The sequence below is a fragment of the Chryseobacterium sp. JK1 genome, assembly GCF_050632815.1.
In the GTDB taxonomy this organism is placed as follows: Bacteria; Bacteroidota; Bacteroidia; order Flavobacteriales; family Weeksellaceae; genus Chryseobacterium.
In genome coordinates, this window is sequence record NZ_JBODRU010000003.1 from 57,082 (window position 1) to 77,926 (window position 20,845).

The window sequence follows — 20,845 nt, forward strand, 5'->3', positions numbered from 1 at the left end:
TTTTTATTTTTACCGCTTTGAAAAACAAATGAAGAAAGTCTTATTGTTATGGATGTTAATATGCAATATGGTAGTTATCAACGCCCAAAAGCTGTATATTGATGGAAAAGTAACTGATGTAGAAAAAAAACCGATCGAAAACGTTACTGTTTACCTGCTGAAGGCAAAAGATTCGTCTATTGTCAATTATACGGCCAGTAATAAAGAGGGAAAATTTTCTTTGAAAATTGATGAGCAGAAAGAGCCTTCAATTCTGAAAATTGATACTGAAAAATTTTCCTACACCAAAGTATTTGAAAAAATTAATGAGCCCCTCTCTCTGGGAGATATAAAACTTGAATCTAAAAAAATCATCAATATCGATGAGGTAAAAATCACCGTTGCTCCAATAAAAATCAAAAAAGATACGGTGGAGTTCAATGCATCAGCCTTCAAAGTAAGACCTGACAGTAACATTCAGGAACTTCTGAAACAAATTCCCGGAGTGGAAATAAGCAATGATGATAAGATTACCGTGAACGGAAAGACCGTAGATCAGATTATGGTGAATGGAAAACCTTTTTTTGACAAAGACGGTAAAATGGCTCTACAAAACCTCCCGGCAGATATTATTAAAAACGTTCAGGTTACAACTACTAAAACGAAAGAGGAGGAATTCAGCAAAAGGCCTCCAAAATCTCAAAATACAACCATCAACTTCAATATCGATGAAAAGAAAAATAAAGGACTGATTGCAAGAGCTATCATCGGATATGGTTCCGACAAACGATATGAAGGAAGCGGAATGGTGAGCTATTTTAAAGGTGATACCAAGCTCAGTCTTATGCTGTCTTCTAATAATATCAATTCAAAAAGTGTTTCCGGAGATAATGTTTTCGACAATATGGGAAGCATTCGCGGGGGTGGAACACAAAGCAGTGGTGGCGGAATTCAAAGGTCTTCAACGATCGGACTGAATTATAATGATAAAATTTCCACGGATGCAGATCTTGATAATCTCAGCTTAAAATATTCAGAGTCTAATCAGGAAACGGCTTCTAAAGTATCCAGAACGACTTTGCTTCCAAACAATATTCTGAAAACCAATTCTGAAAACAGTGGTGAAAATGAATCCAGGCAATATAATTTTGATAACTCAACCAGAATAAAGCTGGATCCTGAAACAAATCTTTATATATCTCCTTCTTTTTCAAAATCGGAAAGCAGTAGTTCCAGCCAATCAAAATCTTCAACGTCAAAAAATGATCAGCTCCTTAATAAGAGTCAGTCTTCGAGTTTTTCAAACAATCAAAATAATACTTTCAGCCCTAACATCAGCTTTTCTAAAAATCTGAAGAAAAAAGGACGTTCATTGTCTGTAAGAATGAATACTTCTATTTCCGAATCTTTAACAAATACCGTCAATCAATCAGAAAATACATTCTATGGAGAATCCGGAACAACTGCAGATAACAGGAACCAGCTACAGAAAAACCGAAGCCAGGGTAATGACTATAGCTTCACGGCAGCGTATACGGAACCTATCTCCGATTCTGCATCAATCAGTATGGAGATAAATTACAGTTCGAAATTATCGCGGGATTTCAGAGATTTTAATGATTTTGATGAAACTACCGGACAGTATTCCAAATACAACATTCTCCTGTCCAACAGTATGGAACAAAAAATCAATCAGTTTTCTCCTGAGCTGTCTTTTTATCTTAACAAAAAGAAAATAAGTACATGGACCAGCGTAAATCTTGATATTTCGGATATGAAAGTAAATTCTGTTTTTAAAGGCCAGAATTATGAGCTGAAAAAAAACTTTGTTCTTCCAAGATATATGGTGAATGTTCAATATTCCCTTTCAGAGCGTCAAAGATTAATATTCTCAAACTCTTCGAGCTTTACTGTTCCAAGTGCTGAAAAATTAATTCCTTACAAAGATGAATCTGATCCTTTGTCTACGTACACCGGAAATCCAGACCTGAAAAATTCCTGGATGAACAGCAGTATGGTATCTTTTAACAGCTATAACATGGTTTCTGGCACCAATTATTACATCAATGCAGGTTTTACTTACAGAAACAACGATATAATCAATTACACCCGATATGATGATGCCGGAAAGCAGATTGTCACTTATGACAATATCAGTGGAAATAAAGGGTTCAATATTAGTTCCAGTTTGAGCAAAACTTTTAAATGGCAGGATAAAAAATTGGTCATAAGCCCTAGGTTTATGATGAATTATATGTATAACAACAGTTCTATCAATGGACAGCTTATTAAAAGTAATTCGTATAATATAAGTCCGACCTTACATCTAAATTTTGATATTAAGGATAAGCTTAGCATAAAACCCTCTTATAAAATCAATTATACTTTTTCCAGATATTCAAATTCTGATATTAAAAGTGTAAATACCGCCAGCCAATCGTTAAAGCTGGAATTAACCAATTATCTGTTCCAAAGCCGATTGATTTTCGGAAATGATTTCGAATATAATACCAACTCCAATATTGCAGCAGGATTTAAAAAAGATTTTTACTTCTGGAACACCAGCCTGGGATACTCTTTCTATAAAAAACAGTTTACGGCAAAAGTGAAGATCTATGATGTATTAAATCAGAATCAAAGTGTAAAAAGGAATATTACAGACACTTATTTTGAAGACCGTGAGGATTTGATTCTAAAGCGTTACATTATGTTTTCCCTGAGTATGAAACTAAACCAGTTTAAAGGTAAAAGGTAGAAAACATTATAATTCTATATAATTAAAAATCATCGGCCGGACATCTCCGGCCGATTCTCTTGTATACCTTATTTTTTCCCAGAAAAAGCTTTTTAAAGAAGATTCATCGCTAAACGTGTTTTTATTTTTAAATTAGCACCAAATTTTTTTTATGAAAATCCATATTTCAGTTTTATTTATTCTTTTTTTCATTCTTGGAAAGGCTCAAAAAACGGAACAGAAAGACAATTTCGTTAAAGACAATTTCACCAAGAAAGAATTTTATATTCCTATGCGTGATGGTGTGAAACTTTTTACGGCAGTTTACATTCCGAAAGATATTTCAAATAAGAACAAATATCCTTTTCTGATGCAGAGAACCTGCTACAGCATTGCACCTTACGGGGAAAATGAATACAAAACAAAAATTGGCCCCAATACTTATTTGATGAATGACAAATACATTTTTGTTTATCAGGATGTACGCGGAAGATATATGAGTGAAGGCACTTTTACCAACATGACTCCACAGGTGGAACATAAAACGAAAAAAGATACTGATGAAAGTACAGATACGTATGATACGATCGAATGGCTTTTAAAAAACGTTAAAGACAACAATGGTAAAGTAGGACAATTCGGAACCTCTTATCCAGGTTTTTATACTGCTGTAGGAACATTATCTCAGCATCCGGCTCTTGTTGCCTCTTCTCCACAGGCTCCCATTTCTGATTTCTGGAATGATGATTTTCTTCACAACGGAAGATTCATGTTGGGATATTTCAGAACTTTCCCAGTATTTGGAGTTCAAAAAACAAAGCCTGAAAACAAAGCTTGGTACATGGATTCTTTCATCAAACAGACTTCTGAAGACGGATTAAAGTTCTACAGAGATCTTGGAACCCTGAAAGATGCTTATGAAAAATACTACAAAGATAATTTCTTCATGACGGAGATTATGAATCATACTAATTATGATGAATTTTGGCAGAAAAGAGGACTTCTTCCTCATTTAAAAAACATCAATCATGCGGTAATGACTGTTGGAGGTTGGTTTGATGCAGAAGATCTTTCCGGCCCTCTGAACATCTATAAAACGATTGAAAAAACAAGTCCAAAAGCTAAGAATACAATCGTAATGGGACCTTTCTCTCATGGAGGATGGTCGCAGGAACAGGGAAAACATTTCCACAGTGAAACTTATTTTGGAGATAGTATTGCCACTTATTATCAGAAAAATATTGAAACCAGATTCTTCAAACATTATCTGAAAGGAAATACGAAAGAAGATGCAGGACTTCCGGAAGCTTTGATGTATGATACTGGAGCTAAAGAATGGAAAGAATTTACTTCTTATCCACCAAAAAACGCCCAGAAAGTTAATTTTTACCTAGCTGATAAAACATTAAAAAAGACAGCAGGACAAGGATATTCAGAATATTACAGTGATCCTGATAATCCGGTTTTAAGTTCTGATCATTTAAAAGATTTTAATGGATTTACTCCGAAAAATTATATGTCGGAGGATCAGAGATTTGCAGTAGGAAGACCTGATGTATTAACGTTCACCACAGATGTTTTGACCGAAAATATGGCATTTGCAGGTGAAATTATGGCTAAATTGAATATTGCGTCAACCTCTACAGATGCAGATTTTGCTGTAAAATTAATTGATGTATATCCTGAAGATTTCAAACCTGTAGAAAAGAAAGACGGTGTTATCTACGGAAACTACCACCAGATGGTAAGAAGTGAAATTATGCCTGCGAGATTCAGAAATTCAAGAGAAAAAGGAGAAGCTTTGGTTGCCAATCAGAAAACGGCTGTCAATTTCAGACTTCAGGATGTGGTTCATACTTTTAAGAAAGGCCACAAAATTCAGATCCAGATCAGCAGTACATGGTTTCCGCTTTTTGCGATCAATCCACAGAAATTTTTAGATAATCCGAATTTTGCCACTAAAGAGGATTATACCAAGGCATTTATTAAAGTATACGATGACAGTTCTATTGAAGCTGAGATTATTAAATAAATTGAAAAAGCTGTTCGTTTTGAACAGCTTTTTTGCTTTAGAAATTTTAGCCTTGTCAAGGTTTTAAACCTTGACAAGGCTAAAGTTATTCTTCAATCGTTCTGAAAGTCAGATTTACTCTGGGTGTTTTCACTTTTGTAGTGGGTGGAAGTCGGTGCAGCCAATTGTCCTGCGTTGTGCCTTTCATAACTAACAGACTGCCGTTTTCCAGGAATATTTCTACTTTTTCTTTGGTTGTTTTATGTTTGAATAAAAATTTTCTTTCTGCTCCAAATGTGAGAGAAGCAATGGCACCGTGTTTTTTCAAATCGGTTTCACCATCACTGTGATAGGCCATTCCTTCGCTTCCGTCATGATATAAATTGAGAAGGCAGGAGTTGTAGGTTTCTCCAGAAACTTCTTCACATTTTTTCTTTAATTCCAGTAATTCGGGAGTCCATAGTTTGGCATATTTTGTTCTTTTTGAATAGGTATACTCAAATGCTTTATCTCCAAACCAAGCTACTTTTCTTTTCGTTAAGATTAATTTTCCGAAGATCATGGCTTCATCATTTTCCCATGGAATCTGACTAAGCAGGTAATTATAAAATTGGGTAGATTTTTCTTTAGAGAAAATCTTTCCATAATAATGAACGGTTCCGTCGTGCGGAAGTACATTAGGGGGATAGTCGGATATTTCTTCGAAGAGGCTAAGCATAACTTTTTAATTAATTTCTTTTACATTTAAACACAAATGGCACCAATGTTTTCACAAATGACACATTTTTTCTATCAATAGGAACGGACTTTAGTCCGTTTAATAAAAATAGGTCAACAATCCATCGGCTTCAGCCAAAACCTAAATTTAACGGGTAATTTTAATATAATCCTTTAAAAATATTTTGTGATAAAAATATGTTACGAGTAAATATGTGAACCTTCCCAACCCACAATCAGCTGTTTTCTTTCACTGCCCCATCGATATCCACCCAGATGACCTGTAGATTGAATCACGCGATGACAAGGAATGAGAAATGCCACTGGATTACGGCCAATAGCGGTACCAACAGCCCTAGATGCTTTAGGGCTTCCTATTTTTTCAGCAAGGCTGCCATAAGTAGACAATTTACCCATAGGAATTGTCAGTAAACTTTCCCAGACTTTAAGTTGAAAATCGGTTCCTTTTAAGTGAAGTTTGATGGTATTGAGCTTCGTCCAGTCTTTATCGAATATGGACAAAGCATTCTTTTGAAGAGTATCTGATTTTTCAAAAAAAGAAGCATTGGGAAACTTTTGTTTCAAATCTCCCAATGCTGTTTCTTTATTGCTTTCGAAAGCCATATAACAGATTCCTTTCTCTGTAGAGGCAACGATTATATTACCAAAAGGGCTTTCCGAAAAGCTATAGTTAATAACAAGACTTTTGCCTCCGTTTTTATATTCTGCAGGGGACATTCCTTCTATTTTTACAAACAAATCATGAAGTCTGCTTGTACTGGAAAGTCCTGTTTCATAAGCGGTATCGAAAAGACTTGCTTTTTCTTCCTTCAACAAATTTTTAGCATGTTCAAGACTGATGAACTGTAAAAATTTCTTTGGACTTGTGCCGGCCCAATCTGTAAATATTTTCTGGAAATGAGCGGGACTTAAGTGAATATTTTCTGCCACTTCCTCCAAACTTGGCTGAAGTCTGAAATTGCTCTGGATATATTCTATCGCTTTGGCAATTCTGTTATAATCTATTTGATTTTGTGTGGACATCATATATTGTTTTTACCTCACAAATTTCCAAAGAATATACGGCAGAAAAAATCCGATTCTTGCGGAATATTAGTTGTTGTTATAAATATCGTTATAAGCAAGCATTTTATAGTATAACTTCGCAGCAAGGAAAGCAGTTGGCTTAGCCATTGGAGAATCCATTAATTCTACAATATCAAATGCTACAACGTTACATTTTTCAAATACTTTTCTTAATAGTTCCAATGTTGGATACCATTGTAAACCACCTGGTTCAGGAGTACCTGTAGATGGAGCAATGGAAGGATCAAAAGCATCAAGGTCAATCGTAATATATACGTTTCCTGAAACTTTTTCCAATACATCATTCACCCAGTTCTCGTTATTGGCAATCTCGTGAGCAAAGAATACTCTTCCTTCCGGCAGATACTGAGCTTCTTCAGCATCCATAGAACGGATTCCCACCTGAACTAAATTATGTTTCTCATTCGCTTCAAACACTGCACAAGCGTGGTTAGAAGTAGAGCCGTGGAACTCAGGGCGTAAATCTGTGTGGGCATCTAACTGAAGAACGGTAAGATTTTCAAACTTTTCACCTACTGCACGAATAGAACCGATAGAAACAGAATGCTCTCCTCCAAATAGAGTAAATACTTTTCCTTCATGATTCAAAAGCTCTTTTGTTTTTTGGTAAACCGCTTCTGTCATCGCTTCAGGACTTGAATTTTCAGAAACTTCTCCAGCCAAATATACTCCCTGAAGGTAAGGCTCAGTTTGTGTTTCGATATCATAAAGCTCCATGTTTTCAGAAGCATCTAAGAATAATTCAGGACCTTTATCTGCTCCTTTTCCCCATGTTGAAGTTCCATCATAAGGAACTGTTACCAACATTACTTTTGAATTCTCTAACGTTGCGTTTTCCTCGGGAATTCCTGCGTATGTTTTCATGCTTTATTTAAAAATTTTAATGTTTTAAACTTGAAATATTGACCACAAAGATACGAAGAGTTTATGAGTTGGAACGTAAGAGTGTTGGAGAGTATGAGGATTTATGAGAGTATGAGAGTTTACAGGGGTAAAAGTTTGACTTAACGATAATCTATCTGTTACCTGTACCTATTCCCTTTCTACTCTCAACTCAAATAGTTATTTTTGTATAAAACTCATAATATGCCTTTAAAAGCTGTTCTTTTCGATATGGATGGAGTGATTGTAGACACAGAACCATTGCATAGAAAAGCTTATTTCAAAACGTTTGATGAATTGGGAATTGCCGTTTCCGAAGATCTGTACACCTCTTTTACCGGTGCTTCCACTAAAAGAGTTTCTGAAACGTTAATTGATCAGTTTAATTTACCTCAGACGTACGAAGCTATTGCCGAAATCAAGCGTGCACACTTCAAGGATTACTTTTACAATGATGAGGAATTTGACCTCATTCCTGGGGTAAGAAAACTGATCCAGCATTACAATGACAACGGAATAAAACTTATACTGGCTTCTTCTGCGACCATGACAACGATCAATATGGTTTTTGAAAAATTCGGACTTGAACAATATTTCAGCGGAAAAATAAGTGGGGCAGATTTAAAAGAATCCAAACCTCATCCGGAAGTCTTTTTACTCGCTGCTGAAATGGCGGGTGAACCGGTTGAAAACTGTATGGTTATCGAAGACTCTACCAATGGAATTCTTGCCGCTCACAGAGCTAAGATATTCTGTGCGGCTTATAGAAGTCCTCATTCAAAAAATCAGGATTATACATTGGCTGATACTGTGGTTTCAGATTATGAAGATCTTGAACTTGACAAAGTTTCCAATTATTTTTAAGTAAAAAAGCTCTCAGAAAATCTGAGAGCTTTTGCTTTATAGGTTTCGTTTCTTTTGGTAAGAAAACTATTTGTATCCAAGAAGTCTTAGTACATCTTCCGGTTCCTGTTTTTCACGGAAAATTTCATAATGAAGTTCACCGTTTTCATCTTTCTGAATCAGTACGTGTCTCGGCTGAGGCATCAGGCAGTGATGTACACCACCATATCCACCGATTGTTTCCTGATAAGCTCCAGTGTGGAAAAATCCTATATATAAAGGTTTTGTGTCACTGAAAACAGGTAAATAGATGGCATTGGTATGCTGTTCTGAGTTATAGTAATCATCTGAATCACAAGTTAATCCCCCTAAGAACACTCTTTCATAAGTATCTTCCCAACGGTTAAGCGGAAGCATGATAAAGTGTCTTGAAATCGCCCAGGTATCAGGAAGTGTTGTCATGAATGAAGAATCAATCATATTCCACTTTTCTCTGTCGTTCTGACGTTTCTGAGAAATGATTTTATAAAGGTTCGCTCCACTCTCCCCAACGGTAAAGCTTCCGAATTCAGTATAAATATTAGGTTCCTCCACTCCTTCTTCTTCACAGAATTTTTTGATCTGAGAAACGATTTCTTCTACCATATACTGATAATCGTAATCGAAGTTCAATGAAGTTTTAATTGGGAAACCGCCACCGATGTTCAGAGAGTCTACTTCCGGAGCAATTTTTTTCAAACGTGCATATACGCGAAGACATTTGTACAATTCGTTCCAATAGTAAGAAGTGTCTTTAATCCCCGTATTGATGAAGAAGTGAAGCATTTTCAATCTTGCATTCGGGTGTTCAGCGATTTTCTGGCTGTAATAAGGTATAATATCTTTATACCCAATCCCTAATCTCGAGGTATAGAATTCGAACTTTGGTTCCTCCTCTGATGCGATTCTGATTCCAATATTAAATGTAGAGTCAATACTCTCTGTAAGTTTATCCAGTTCTCTGTAGTTATCAAGAATTGGAGTAATATTTTCAAAACCATTGTTGATCATATCTGAAATCTTCGTCAGATAATCATCCGTTTTGAAACCATTACAGATTACTTCAATGTTTTTATCTACCTTCTCTTTTTCATAAAGAGACTTTACAATATCCATGTCATACGCCGAAGATGTTTCTATTGAGATGTCATTCTTCAGAGCTTCTTCCAATACAAAATTGAAATGACTGGATTTTGTACAGTAACAGTAGGTATAATTCTTTTTATATTCAATTTTTTCAAAAGCTTCTTTAAACCAGCTTTTAGCTTTTTGAATATTTTGAGAAATTCTCGGCAAATAGCTAATCTTTAGCGGAGTGCCAAATTGCTCAACAACGTCCATCAATGGAACATCGTGAAACAACAAATTGTTCTCAGAAACATTAAATTCCTCAGTAGGAAAATATAATGTCTGATCAATAAGTTCCGAGTACTTTATTTTCATTTCTAAACAAGTGAATTAAGAAATGCAAAATTGCTAAAAAAGTTTGATTTTCGGGTGTTAAAATTATCATAATTTTAATTTAAGACACAATATTATATTCTGTAAAAATTTATGTCTGATAATCAATACGTAAACTTTTGAATATACTCATTTCTTTTAGCATCAGAAATTCCCAATACCTGCTGGATATATCCGTCAGTAGAGCCATATTTTTTGTTGATCTCTTCAAAAGCGGCATCAAGGTATCTTTTTTCTACCCAACTTAGCTTTTCAAGTACCTGCAAATCCATCTTAGGATACAAGAAATGCAATGTATTGGCAAGCCGAAGTCTCTTCTCCACCAGGTCTTTTCTATAATTGTTGGATAAAAGATATTCGTTGTAGATTGTTTCTTTATCAAATTTCAGGATCGTTAAAATAAGGGCTGTAATAATTCCGGTTCTGTCTTTACCAGCAGTACAATGGTAAAGAATCGGGTCTTTAGACTCCATTATTTCTGTGATAATGGTTTTGATGGTTTCCGGGTTTTCTGTAACATATTCCCGGTAGAAATCAATCATCCTTTTATCTGCATCGGAAGCATTCACTTTTCCTTTTAACACCAATTTTTTGGCTTGGGCAAGCTGATCTCCTTCGTCTTCAAATGCTGAATATTTTTTATAAGTTATTGGAGTGGGAAGCTGATCTGGCTTTTGGGCTATTTCTTTGGAATTTCTAAGATCGATCACTTCTTTGATTCCCATTTTTTCAAGATCATTAAAAGATCTGCTTTTAAGCTTGTGAAGATGAGCACTTCTATAGAATTTCCCTTCTTTTAATGTTCTTCCTTCTGTATTTTTAATATTTCCTACCGCTCGGAAATTTGTTACTTTTTTAATTGTAATGACTTTTTCAGTTTCATTTTTTCCATACTGAGGAGATTCAAAATGCTGTGTTCTACATGATAGAATACTGCACAATGAAATGGTGAAAACTGATATTTTGATTAGTTTATTCAATGGTCTTTAATAAGTTTTGGCTAAAGCCAATGGATTCGTGTATTTTTATTAAACGGGCTTCAGCCCGTTTCTATTGATAATAATCACTCTAATAAATTGCAGGGTATTCTATTGCTCTGATTCCTACAAATAATAAAAGATCTCCTGATTCATATTCTACTGAAACTTCATCTTCAACAGCAAAATTTCGGGTTCCTATTCTGGAAGTAATACTGAGACTTCCATTGGTTAGAGGCCAATTGAGCCCTTTGGTTGTTATATTATTCACCGCCGGAAAAGGATAAAGAGAAATCATTCTGTTTTTTGCTCCTTTTAATGTAAAATGATTAGGAATAAAGTAATACTCAGAAAATTCATCATAAAATTTAATGTTCATACAGTCTTTAAAAGCATAAGCTACCGTAAGATTTCCTAGAAAATGATCCTGTTCTCCTCCACTTCCCCCTAGGACATCTACCTCATAAAATCCTTTTTCCAAAATAATTTCCAAAGCTTTGTGAAAATCTGTTTTATCCTGATCCAAGGTAAGAATGAATTTATCCTGATACATTTCTTCATCCGATCCGGAATGAGAATCGAAATCACCGGAAATAAAATCCAGCGTATCCAAAGGAAAATTCATTCTTTTCACATAATGAAAAGCACCGTCTGTACAGGCAATTAAACCGTAATTTTCAGGATTGGGTAATGATTTTGGAGCGTCTCCGTTGATGAAAAGTAATGCTTTATCTTTCATTCGGGTTCCAATATTCTTCCGGTTCGTTGTTGAGCTTTGAAATATATCTTGCCAAAACAAAAAGATAGTCTGAGAGTCTGTTTAAATATTTGATAAGTTCCGGACGAACTTCTTCTGCTTCATTTAAAAATACTAATGAACGCTCTGCTCTTCTGCAAATGGTTCTTGCTGCATGTAAAAATGTTGCAGATTTGCCACCTCCAGGAAGGATAAAATACTGAAGGGGCTCCAGTTTTTCTTCAAAAGCATCCATCCACTGCTCCAGTTCTTCAATTTCTGTTTCTGAAATAATGATCGGAAGACGTGACTTTCCGTTAGCCAGCATCAACTTATCTGCTGGTGTTGCAGCTTCTGAACCTACGGTAAATAAATCGAATTGTATTTTTTTCAATTGTTTCAGAACGTCCTGATCTTCAATATGGCTTTTGGCAATTCCGATGAATGAATTGAGTTCGTCTATATTTCCGTAACTGTCAACTCTTGCACTGGCTTTGGAAACTCTTGTTCCGCCATACAATGCTGTTTGTCCTTTATCTCCTGTTTTTGTATAAATTTTCATAGTACTAAAATACCTTTTTTTGTACAATATAAAAAGTAAAATGTAGTAATAACGCCCTATTCTATCTGAAAAAAATATTACCTGACATTAAGAATTAACGTCAGGTAATATTATATAGTCCGGCTTCATACTTTTTGAAATTGCTTCCCTTTTGGGATTACAAAGCAAATCCCAATTCCTTTATCTATGGATTAAAAAGTATAATTAACATTCAGCTGAAAAACGGTTCCGTTGAATCCAAACTGGTTTACCTCCCAAGGATATTTGAACCTTCCCCCAAGATCCGTTACTACATCTCCTTTATTGTCTATTACATCCGGATACACATTTAATAAATTATTTACTACTCCGGAAACTTTAAGGTCTTTTGTTATTTTATATGTCAAAACTATGTCTGTAATTACCTTACCAGAAAAAGTCTGATCTTTGGCAGGATCAGTTGCGTGCTGCCATGTAACAGAGCCAAAGTAAGTATTATTAAGGTTGAAGTTAAACTTTGAAATATCATACGAAAGGCTAAGAATAGTTTTTGTTTTTGGTCTTGCAGTGGTAATTCTGGATTGTTCTTTTCTGTCAAAAAAGTTTTCTGAGTAGCCATTCTTGGCCAAAATGGAGGGAACAGCAATATTATCTACTATTTTAGTTTCGTTATAATTGAAAGCAGCAATAACACCCAATCTCCCTTTGCCAATAGCGGAAGTATAATAATTAGCTACCAAATCGACCCCTTGAGTAACAGTATTTACAGCATTAGTGAAAAACTTCAGGGATGTTATTTTATTATTGTTTAATATTACTTCCACAGGGTTTGTTGGATCAGGGCTACCCGGAGCTCCAGTTATATAACCAATATCTCCTGAGAATAGTACTCGGTCTTTAATTTTTATTCTATAATAATCTGCCGTAATGGTAAGGTTTTTAAAAGGTCTTATGGCAAATCCCCCAGTAATGTTAAAGGCTTTTTCAGCATTTAATTTTGGTACTCCGAGATCGGATCTTACAATTTGAGAGTCATTATTAAAAGTACCCTGATTAGCTACTGTATTCCCTGTAATTTTGGTTTGAACATTGGAATAATAAATCTGGTGTAATGAAGGTGCACGGAATCCTGTAGAAACAGATCCACGGAAAACCAATTTATCATCTAACAACTTATATCTTGCATTTCCTTTCCATGAAACGTTGTTTCCGAAATCACTGAAATTTTCATATCTCACCGTTCCTCCAATTAAAAGGTTTTTCGTAACATCCCATTCAGCATTCAAATAAGCTCCAATATTCTGACGGTTTTTATTGACTTCATTTTGAGGCTGCAGCCCCGGAAATGATTCTGCACCACTTCCTATATAAGAGGCTTCCTCTCCTGCCTTCGCCTGATAGTTTTCATTACGCACTTCAACACCAGCTCCTAACACAAACGTACCAAAATTTCGGTTGATATCTATGTTTCCTATAATATTACTAAACTGATGACCTCCTGCTCTAAAACGGGTTGGTGAATTGGGCCCCAAAGATGTATTAATGGTATTTGCTACAGCATAATCTACGGCATTCGAGCCAAAGGTTGCACTCCCATCAAAATTCCATTTTCCCAACATGCCTTTCCACCCGGAGGTTAAATTATAATCGTAAACATCTGTTTTAAATTGCGGTTGAAATCCATTGTAAGGTTGTCCTTGTGGAGTTAATAAACCAAAATCTGAAGTTACCCAATAGGGAGTTCTATACAAAGCAAAACTGGTCCCACTTCTGTAAGTTGTACCCCCAAAAGCATAAAATTTACCTGTTTCACCTGTTGGCAGTTCAAAATTGACAAACATATTGCCCACTTTGGTCTCCGGCTGCCCAATAATCATTCCTAAACCGGGATTAGCTTGCGTCCAGGCATTATCCACCCCAAAAAGTTCATCTTTTGTAACAGAGCCTGCTCGGTTCGTTTTATTTTGGGAAGAATATCCCAATGTAAGATTCAGGCTTCCATTTTTGGCAACTCTGACTCCTGTGTTAAAATCGGCCCCGATATTAAAACCATCTCCTTTTGAAGTGACACCTGAAAAAAGATTAACGGTACTTTTTCCAATGCTGTTCTTCAGAATAATATTGATGACTCCTGCAATAGCATCAGAACCATATTGTGCAGATGCACCATCTCTCAACACTTCTACATTCTGCAAGGCTGCAGATGGAATACTTTTCAGATCCGTACCTACCTCACCTTTTCCAGGTGTATCATTTACATAAATTAAAGCACTTTGATTTTTTCTTTTACCATTAACCAAAACTAATGTTCTGGATGGCCCTAATCCTCTTAAATCTGCAGGATCAAAGTGAGCTGTTGCATCAGAAACAGTTTGTTGTGATGAATTAAAAGAGGGAACGGCATAGGTAAGAGCTTTATCAAAAGTTACCTGCCCTGTGGATTTTAATTGTACGGCAGAAATATTATCAATAGGATTTGCCGAAGTAATGATAGTTCTGGGCTTAGTTCTCCCCGTGGTTACCACAACCTCATCAATATTGTTTTCTTTTACACTTTCCTGAGCATATATCATGGTACCTGCTCCACTTAATACTAATGCACATACTTTTTTATTGAATAATTTTTTCTTCATATCATTTGTTAATAATTTAACAAATCTATTAAAAATATAAATATTAATTACTAAAATAAAATATTTAACATAAAAAATATAACAAATAAATGAAAATAATATTATTTCATAAAAACAATAATTAATTTACAAAACATAAAGTAATTTATTAATAATGCGAAAAAAAATGAAGCAATAAGGCCCTATTTGTATAAAAAAAAGTAATTATCTGACATCAGAAATAAACATGATTTCATTATTACTGGCAAATAGTTTTCAGTAAATCTGGAGTGCTTTGCTTATTCACGCAATGACAGTACACAAAAAATGGCCGGGAAAAACCGGCCATATCCAAATTATTTATTTACCTCTACGTACTGTATGATGGTCTGATTTTTAGGATTGTAGATAATAGTACTACTGTTGGGAAATCTTTTCAGTTTATAGTATTCAATGTTTTTATCATTCTTAATATCTTCCAGGAAACTGGTATCAAAAGTATTTTCAGGAAGGAATTTAGAAGCAAGGCTTATTTTATCGATGATATTTTGTCCATCAATTTTGCGGGCTTTCTTATCCGACTTACTTTCATCAGAAGTTGGTTGATTTTCTAAAAACGGAAGCAACACAGCAATATCTGCTTTATATTTAAAAATATAGCCTTCGGGTCTCCCGGGAATTTTAATCTTCTTTCCTTTTTCTTCTGAAATAATGGACGTAGCAGTACCTGGGAAAACTTCGTTCAGTGTAGCATTCTTTGAATTCGTTAAAGAGTTTACAGACTCGTCTACTGCTCTTTTAACGGATTCTTCTACGACCTGCTGAGTTTTTTGCTGTACCTTTTCTGTTGTTTTCTGAACGGTCTGGTCTATTTTTTCTTCAATCTTATTGCACGATACTAATAAAAGAGTAGTGATAACGGGCAAAACAAACTTCTTCATAATTCTAAATGTTCAATTCTTTTTATTAATATACATCTTTCTAACGAAAAGCAGGCCAGGATATTTTACAAGTGAAAAAATATTTTTTAATCGGGGAAAACACTACTGACAAACTGTTGTCATTACCTGCTCTTACCTTTGTATCACAATAAACAAAAACCATACAATTATGACAACTACAGCAACAGCTACGAAACAATTTATGACTTCTGAACAATTATTGAATGACTGGCAGGGACACAGAAACTTGACAAGAAGAGTTATTGAAGCTTTCCCTGAAAAAGATTTGTTCGAATTTTCAATTGGAGGAATGAGAACGTTTGCCAAACTGGCGATGGAATTAATTGGTATTGCAGGGCCTGCTTTAAAAGGAATTGTTGAAGGAACTACAGAAGCGTATAATGAAGAAGCTTTTGTTCCAAAATCAAAAGAGGAGCTTTTGAAAAAGTGGGATGAGGAAACAGAGGTAATCAATCACTATTTTAATCTGATCTCTGAAGAGCGTTTCCAGGAGACTTTCAACTTATTTGGACAATATGAATTCCCTGTATATCAGAACATTCTTTATTTTGTAGACAATGAAGTTCATCACCGTGGACAAGGGTATGTTTACCTTAGAGCATTAGGTATTGAACCTCCATTCTTCTGGGAAAGATTCTAATACAGCAAAAGACAAGATCTTAAAAAACAGAAGCCTGGAAAGGTCACCATACGATGTCATTTATAAACGGTGGCTTTTCCTCAATCTTAGCAGAACTCATATCATTACTTAACAGATAGGCTCTCTGTTTTTGTGGTCCCGGTCACTTTGCTTATCAACCATTTCATTTATTGCCTCAATTAAGTCACTTTTAACCTCAGCAGTTATTCTGTTGAGGTTTTATTGATGTCTTTCTATCATCTTGATAAGCATTTCATTGAGTCTTTCGCGAAGACTTTGAGGTTCCAGAACTGTGGCGTAGTCTGCAAAGGTAACCAGCCATCGCGGAAATCCATCATTGATCCATTCTGTTTCAAAGGTGAGCTCTACTCCATTTTCTGTTTCTGCTTCATGAATCAATCCATAATACTTTTTTGAATTGACAAGGTGAGGCATTACTTTTTTATCTACCAAAAGTTTTGCTGTCACTTTATTTCCGTTGGATCTTTTTCGGTAATCATTAACCTGCCCATATTCCTGAAAAAAAGGATTGGGAGTTTTCATAATTTCCAGAATTCTGTCTATACGGAATTGTCTGAAATCTTTTCTAAGGGTACAGAATGCCATAATGTACCAAAAGTTAAACTCAAAGAACATTCCGACTGTTTCGATGGTTCTGTTGGTTACTCTTCCGTCTACTGTCTGATATTTAATATTGAGCTGTGTTTTCTCAGCAATACTTTCAAGAATGATGGGAATTACATTTTTCAGTGAATCGCCGGAATCAGTATGAAAACTAAAAACATCAATCTGCTTTTCAATATTTTTGATCAAATTTTTATCCGAATATTTCAATACGGAACGTACTTTCTCCATGGCCGCCTGGTAGTGGCTTCCCAAGCTCTGATGGGAAAATTTCTGCATCAGCTTTTCGGCAGTGATAAAACTTAGAATCTCTTCTTTGGTAAACATAATGGGAGGAAGTTTATATCCTTCCATTAAAGAATATCCATTCCCGGCTTCTCCTACAATAGGAATTCCTGCATTTTCCAGGGTTTTAACGTCCCGGTAAATGGTTCTTATGCTTACATCAAATTTTTCAGCCAAATCCTGAGCTCTTACGATTGGTTTAGACTGCAATTGGGTAAGAATAGCGGTTACCCTGTCGAGTTTTTTAAGATAATGATCATTCATATTGCTTCGGCAAAGCTAAAATTCTTTTTTGAGGTTTTCTTATTAATACAATGGCTTTTTTGTTTAATTTTCCTTGTAGGTGTTGACCAGTTTATCCAGGTTTAAACTTCTGGCAGAGGCATCAAAAATTTCTCGGTAAGTTCCGTCTTTACTGTAAAGTTCGTCATGAGTTCCGTTTTCCACTACCCTTCCTTTTTTCATCACATAAATAGTGTCAGAATCTAAAATCTGAGATAATGAATGTGAAATAATGATCACAGTACGTCCTTCTTTTATGGCATCCAGAGAGTTTTTGATCTGTTCTGTAGCAATAGCATCGAGACTGGCAGTAGGTTCATCCAGAAAGATAATCGGGGGATTTTTCAAAAACAATCTGGCTATAGCAATTCTTTGCTGTTGACCTCCGGAAAGTTGGGTTGCATCATGTCTGTAACCCTCGGGCAGATCCATAATCTGATCATGCAGATAGGCTTTTTGGGCAGCTTCCTCAATTTGTTCAAAGCTTGCATTCATGTCACCGTAGCGAATATTGTCTTCAATACTTCCCTGAAAAATATGGTTTTTCTGAAGAACTAACCCAAGATCGCTTCTGAGGAACGTATTATCATACTCACATAAGTTGACGTCATCCAGCAGAATTTCTCCAGAGTCGGGAAGGTAAAATTTACATAAAAGATTAATCACCGTTGATTTTCCTGCACCGCTTAATCCTACCAAGGCTGTTGTTTTTCCGTTTTCAATTTTCATGGAAACATCATGCAGTGCTTTTGTTCCGTTGGGATAAGTAAAGTCTACATTTTTTAATTCAAAAGTTCCTTTGATTTCTTTTTCGATAAAGCCTCCGTTGGGTTCAGCTTCATTATCAGCATTTAAAATATCAAAATATCCTTCTGCATAGATCATTGCATCGTTCATATCATCATAAATTCTGTGTAATTGGCGGATAGGTGCCGAAACATTGTTAAAAAGCATGATATGAAGCATGATTGCCCCAATGGTCATCTGCTGATCGAGTACCAGATATACTGTTAACAGGATAATCAGTACAACACCAAACTGTTCCAGAAAAGTTTTTAAGCCATCATAAATAAAATTGGTTTTTCTGGTGAACATCTGGCTTTCCATCAGCTGCATCTGAAGATCATATTGTTTTTTACCTTCAAATTTTTCACGGACAAAGCTTTTGATCACCATGATCGAATTGATGAGGTTCAAAAGTCCTGAAGTCTTCTTTTCTCTCTGATTTCTGAGCTGCCTGCGTACTCCACTCAGTTTCTTAGCCTGTAGAGAACTGATATAAAAATAAATGGGAACAATAACGGTAGACACTGCTCCCACGTATACATTCTGCATATACATGATAATCAATGCTATGATTGCATTGGAAAATAACGGAAGAATATCAATAAAAAAGTTTTGTACCAGTTTCGTTAAGCTTTCAATACCACGGTCTATTCTGATCTGTAATTTTCCAGACTCATGGTTTTCATCGTTAAAGTAAGCGACCCGGTAAGTCAGAATTTTATCAATGGCTGATTGTGCTAAAATGGAACTAACATTGATCCTTATCTTCTCGCCATAAAATTTCTGTCCGAAATTGATAAAAATATTCAACAGTTCCTTCCCTAACAAAATAATGGAAATAATAACCAAAATATGAATACCCTCCGACATCGGATGAGGAAGGTGGGTTAGTTTGGTTACCTCATCCACTGTATATTTCAGCACAATTGGATTGACCTGTGCTGCAAGCGCTCCCAGAAAAGTAAGAAATAGGGTTCCATAGATCATAGGGCGGTAAGGTCTTATGAAAGGAACCAGCTGTTTATAGATTCCGAATAAAGTAACGGTTCTGTTGAAAGGTTTTGCCATTATTTTTTTTTATAGAGCCTAGTAAAATTAAACCTTTTTTAAAACAATTCATAGAAATAGCCAACTTAATGCGACTTGTTTTCTATGTGGACTAAAAATTTTCAATTCCTTATTTTCAAAATGGTGTTCATCATTCCATCCATTCATTATGGAAATACAATATACTCTTCCCTCTTTTAAAAATATATTCTTTGAAGATTTTAGAAATAATATCATCAGATCTACCAAAATACGTGCGCTGATTAATGAGCTGATTTTTAAATGAAAAACTTAAATTGAAATTGTTGCATTTTAAATACAACAATTAGATTATTTTTTTATACATTTGTTTCATCATATAAAAAAGACCAAATGAATACGAACCAAAAAGTACTTGTAAAGGCAACCGTTCCAGTTCTAAAAACCAATGGAACAGATTTAACAAAACATTTTTATACAAGAATGTTTAAGCATAATCCTGAACTGAAAAATATTTTTAATATGAGCCATCAGGCAAGTGGAAAACAGCAAAATGCCTTAGCCGGAGCTGTACTGGCCTATGCTGAGCAAATTGAAAATCCGGAAGTTCTTATCAATGTTTTAAAATCTATAGGAAATAAACATGTAAGCTTAAATATTAGTCCGGAACAATATGATATTGTAGGTCTCCATTTGATTTCCTCAATAAAGGAAGTTTTAGGAGAGGCAGCCAGTGATGAACTTATAGAAGCATGGACACAAGCTTATAATGAATTAGCCCAAATTATGATCTCTATCGAACATGAACTCTATCAATCTACCTTGAAAAAAGAAGGAGGCTGGAAGGGCTGGAGAGCTTTTGTCATTGCCAATATTATAGAGGAAAGCAATGAAATAAAATCGTTTTATTTAAAACCTAAGAATAATAAATCGATTGCAGATTATCTACCGGGGCAATATATTTCTATCAAAACATTTATTCCTGAATTGGGGCACGAGCAACCCAGACAATATAGCTTGTCTTCTGCTTTCAATCCTGAACATTACAGAATTTCGGTAAAAAGAGAAAAAAATAGTCAAAACTTACCTGACGGGGTTGTTTCTAATATATTACATCAAAAGGAAATAGGTGATGAAATATGGGTAAGTGCTCCAGCTGGAGTATTCCATGCCAATCCTATATCTAAAAATCCACTGGTACTCATAAGTGGTGGTGTAGGTGTTACTCCATTATTGAGTATGCTGGAAACTCAAAAAAATACTCTCCAAAATAACACTGTTGTTTGGCTTCATAGCTGCAGAGATGAAACAGTACATGCTTTTAAAGATCATGTGAACCACTTGAATACAAATAATCAATGGCTAACCACACATATTTTTTATGAAACGGTTGAAAACCCATCTGATGTTGTTACAAAGGGAAGAATAGACTTACATGAAATAAAGGAAGAAATTCTTATTGACAAGGCAAAGTATTATATTTGTGGTCCCGAAGCATTTATTAAAGCTCAATATAATTCTTTACTACAGTTAGGCATTGCCCAAGAAGATATCCTTTATGAAGAATTTGGGCCTCAATTGCTTCATCTAAATTAACAATC

At 35.2% G+C, this 20,845-nt stretch carries 16 protein-coding genes; 5 read left to right on the forward strand and 11 right to left on the reverse strand.

What is annotated here, in order from left to right; all coding sequences use genetic code 11:
• Positions 1 to 28: 28 nt before the first annotated feature.
• Both ACQ76T_RS16895 and ACQ76T_RS16900 read left to right on the forward strand, forming a co-directional pair.
• Positions 29 to 2,734, forward strand: a complete 2,706-nt coding sequence (locus tag ACQ76T_RS16895; protein ID WP_431344436.1) for an outer membrane beta-barrel protein — start codon at positions 29 to 31, stop codon at positions 2,732 to 2,734.
• Positions 2,735 to 2,885: 151 nt separating this feature from the next.
• Entirely contained in the window at positions 2,886 to 4,745 is a 1,860-nt protein-coding gene (locus ACQ76T_RS16900) for a CocE/NonD family hydrolase (RefSeq protein WP_431344437.1), read from the forward strand.
• An 85-nt stretch (positions 4,746 to 4,830) separates the two neighbouring features.
• Here the strand turns inward: ACQ76T_RS16900 and ACQ76T_RS16905 are convergent, their stop codons facing one another.
• The 3 genes from ACQ76T_RS16905 to speB form a co-directional block, all read right to left on the reverse strand.
• A complete protein-coding gene (locus ACQ76T_RS16905) occupies positions 4,831 to 5,442 on the reverse strand; it encodes an alpha-ketoglutarate-dependent dioxygenase AlkB family protein (RefSeq protein WP_431344438.1) in 612 nt (203 codons plus the stop codon).
• Between the two features lie 200 nt (positions 5,443 to 5,642).
• Positions 5,643 to 6,485: a bifunctional helix-turn-helix domain-containing protein/methylated-DNA--[protein]-cysteine S-methyltransferase gene (locus tag ACQ76T_RS16910; RefSeq protein ID WP_431344815.1), complete on the reverse strand. Its 843-nt coding sequence runs from the start codon at positions 6,483 to 6,485 to the stop codon at positions 5,643 to 5,645.
• Positions 6,486 to 6,554: 69 nt separating this feature from the next.
• The gene (speB, locus tag ACQ76T_RS16915) at positions 6,555 to 7,412 is read right to left on the reverse strand and encodes an agmatinase (protein ID WP_431344439.1); all 858 of its coding nucleotides are present in this window, start codon (positions 7,410 to 7,412) and stop codon (positions 6,555 to 6,557) included.
• A 222-nt stretch (positions 7,413 to 7,634) separates the two neighbouring features.
• Here speB and ACQ76T_RS16920 point away from each other — a divergent pair, with 222 nt between their 5' ends.
• Positions 7,635 to 8,294, forward strand: coding sequence for an HAD family hydrolase (locus ACQ76T_RS16920; protein ID WP_431344440.1), 660 nt, complete (start codon positions 7,635 to 7,637; stop codon positions 8,292 to 8,294).
• 66 nt (positions 8,295 to 8,360) lie between these two features.
• On the opposite strand, the gene ACQ76T_RS16925 is transcribed toward ACQ76T_RS16920, so the two are convergent.
• The 6 genes from ACQ76T_RS16925 to ACQ76T_RS16950 all read right to left on the reverse strand — a co-directional run bounded on the left by ACQ76T_RS16925 (position 8,361) and on the right by ACQ76T_RS16950 (position 15,580).
• Positions 8,361 to 9,755 carry an arginine decarboxylase gene (locus ACQ76T_RS16925; RefSeq protein WP_431344441.1) on the reverse strand — a complete coding sequence of 465 codons (1,395 nt, stop codon included), beginning with the start codon at positions 9,753 to 9,755 and terminating at the stop codon, positions 8,361 to 8,363.
• Positions 9,756 to 9,877: 122 nt separating this feature from the next.
• Complete coding sequence (locus tag ACQ76T_RS16930) at positions 9,878 to 10,753, reverse strand: tyrosine-protein phosphatase (protein WP_431344442.1); 876 nt, start codon at positions 10,751 to 10,753, stop codon at positions 9,878 to 9,880.
• 88 nt (positions 10,754 to 10,841) lie between these two features.
• A complete protein-coding gene (locus tag ACQ76T_RS16935) occupies positions 10,842 to 11,489 on the reverse strand; it encodes a thiamine diphosphokinase (protein ID WP_431344443.1) in 648 nt (215 codons plus the stop codon).
• Positions 11,479 to 12,048: a cob(I)yrinic acid a,c-diamide adenosyltransferase gene (locus ACQ76T_RS16940; RefSeq protein ID WP_431344444.1), complete on the reverse strand. Its 570-nt coding sequence runs from the start codon at positions 12,046 to 12,048 to the stop codon at positions 11,479 to 11,481. Before ACQ76T_RS16940 ends, ACQ76T_RS16935 begins: the two co-directional genes overlap by 11 nt.
• Positions 12,049 to 12,239: 191 nt before the next feature.
• Positions 12,240 to 14,660, reverse strand: coding sequence for a TonB-dependent receptor plug domain-containing protein (locus ACQ76T_RS16945; protein WP_431344445.1), 2,421 nt, complete (start codon positions 14,658 to 14,660; stop codon positions 12,240 to 12,242).
• 335 nt (positions 14,661 to 14,995) lie between these two features.
• Entirely contained in the window at positions 14,996 to 15,580 is a 585-nt protein-coding gene (locus ACQ76T_RS16950; RefSeq protein ID WP_431344446.1) for a hypothetical protein, read from the reverse strand.
• A 169-nt stretch (positions 15,581 to 15,749) separates the two neighbouring features.
• On the opposite strand from ACQ76T_RS16950, the gene ACQ76T_RS16955 reads away from it, so the two are divergent.
• Positions 15,750 to 16,241: a DinB family protein gene (locus ACQ76T_RS16955; RefSeq protein WP_431344447.1), complete on the forward strand. Its 492-nt coding sequence runs from the start codon at positions 15,750 to 15,752 to the stop codon at positions 16,239 to 16,241.
• Positions 16,242 to 16,460: 219 nt separating this feature from the next.
• Here ACQ76T_RS16955 and ACQ76T_RS16960 read toward each other — a convergent pair whose 3' ends face one another.
• Both ACQ76T_RS16960 and ACQ76T_RS16965 read right to left on the reverse strand, forming a co-directional pair.
• Positions 16,461 to 17,414, reverse strand: a complete 954-nt coding sequence (locus ACQ76T_RS16960) for a helix-turn-helix transcriptional regulator (protein WP_431344448.1) — start codon at positions 17,412 to 17,414, stop codon at positions 16,461 to 16,463.
• Positions 17,415 to 17,477: 63 nt separating this feature from the next.
• Complete coding sequence (locus ACQ76T_RS16965; protein WP_431344816.1) at positions 17,478 to 19,205, reverse strand: ABC transporter ATP-binding protein; 1,728 nt, start codon at positions 19,203 to 19,205, stop codon at positions 17,478 to 17,480.
• 432 nt (positions 19,206 to 19,637) lie between these two features.
• Between ACQ76T_RS16965 and hmpA the strand changes: the two genes are divergently transcribed.
• Positions 19,638 to 20,840, forward strand: a complete 1,203-nt coding sequence (gene hmpA, locus ACQ76T_RS16970; protein WP_431344449.1) for an NO-inducible flavohemoprotein — start codon at positions 19,638 to 19,640, stop codon at positions 20,838 to 20,840.
• Positions 20,841 to 20,845: the final 5 nt, after the last annotated feature.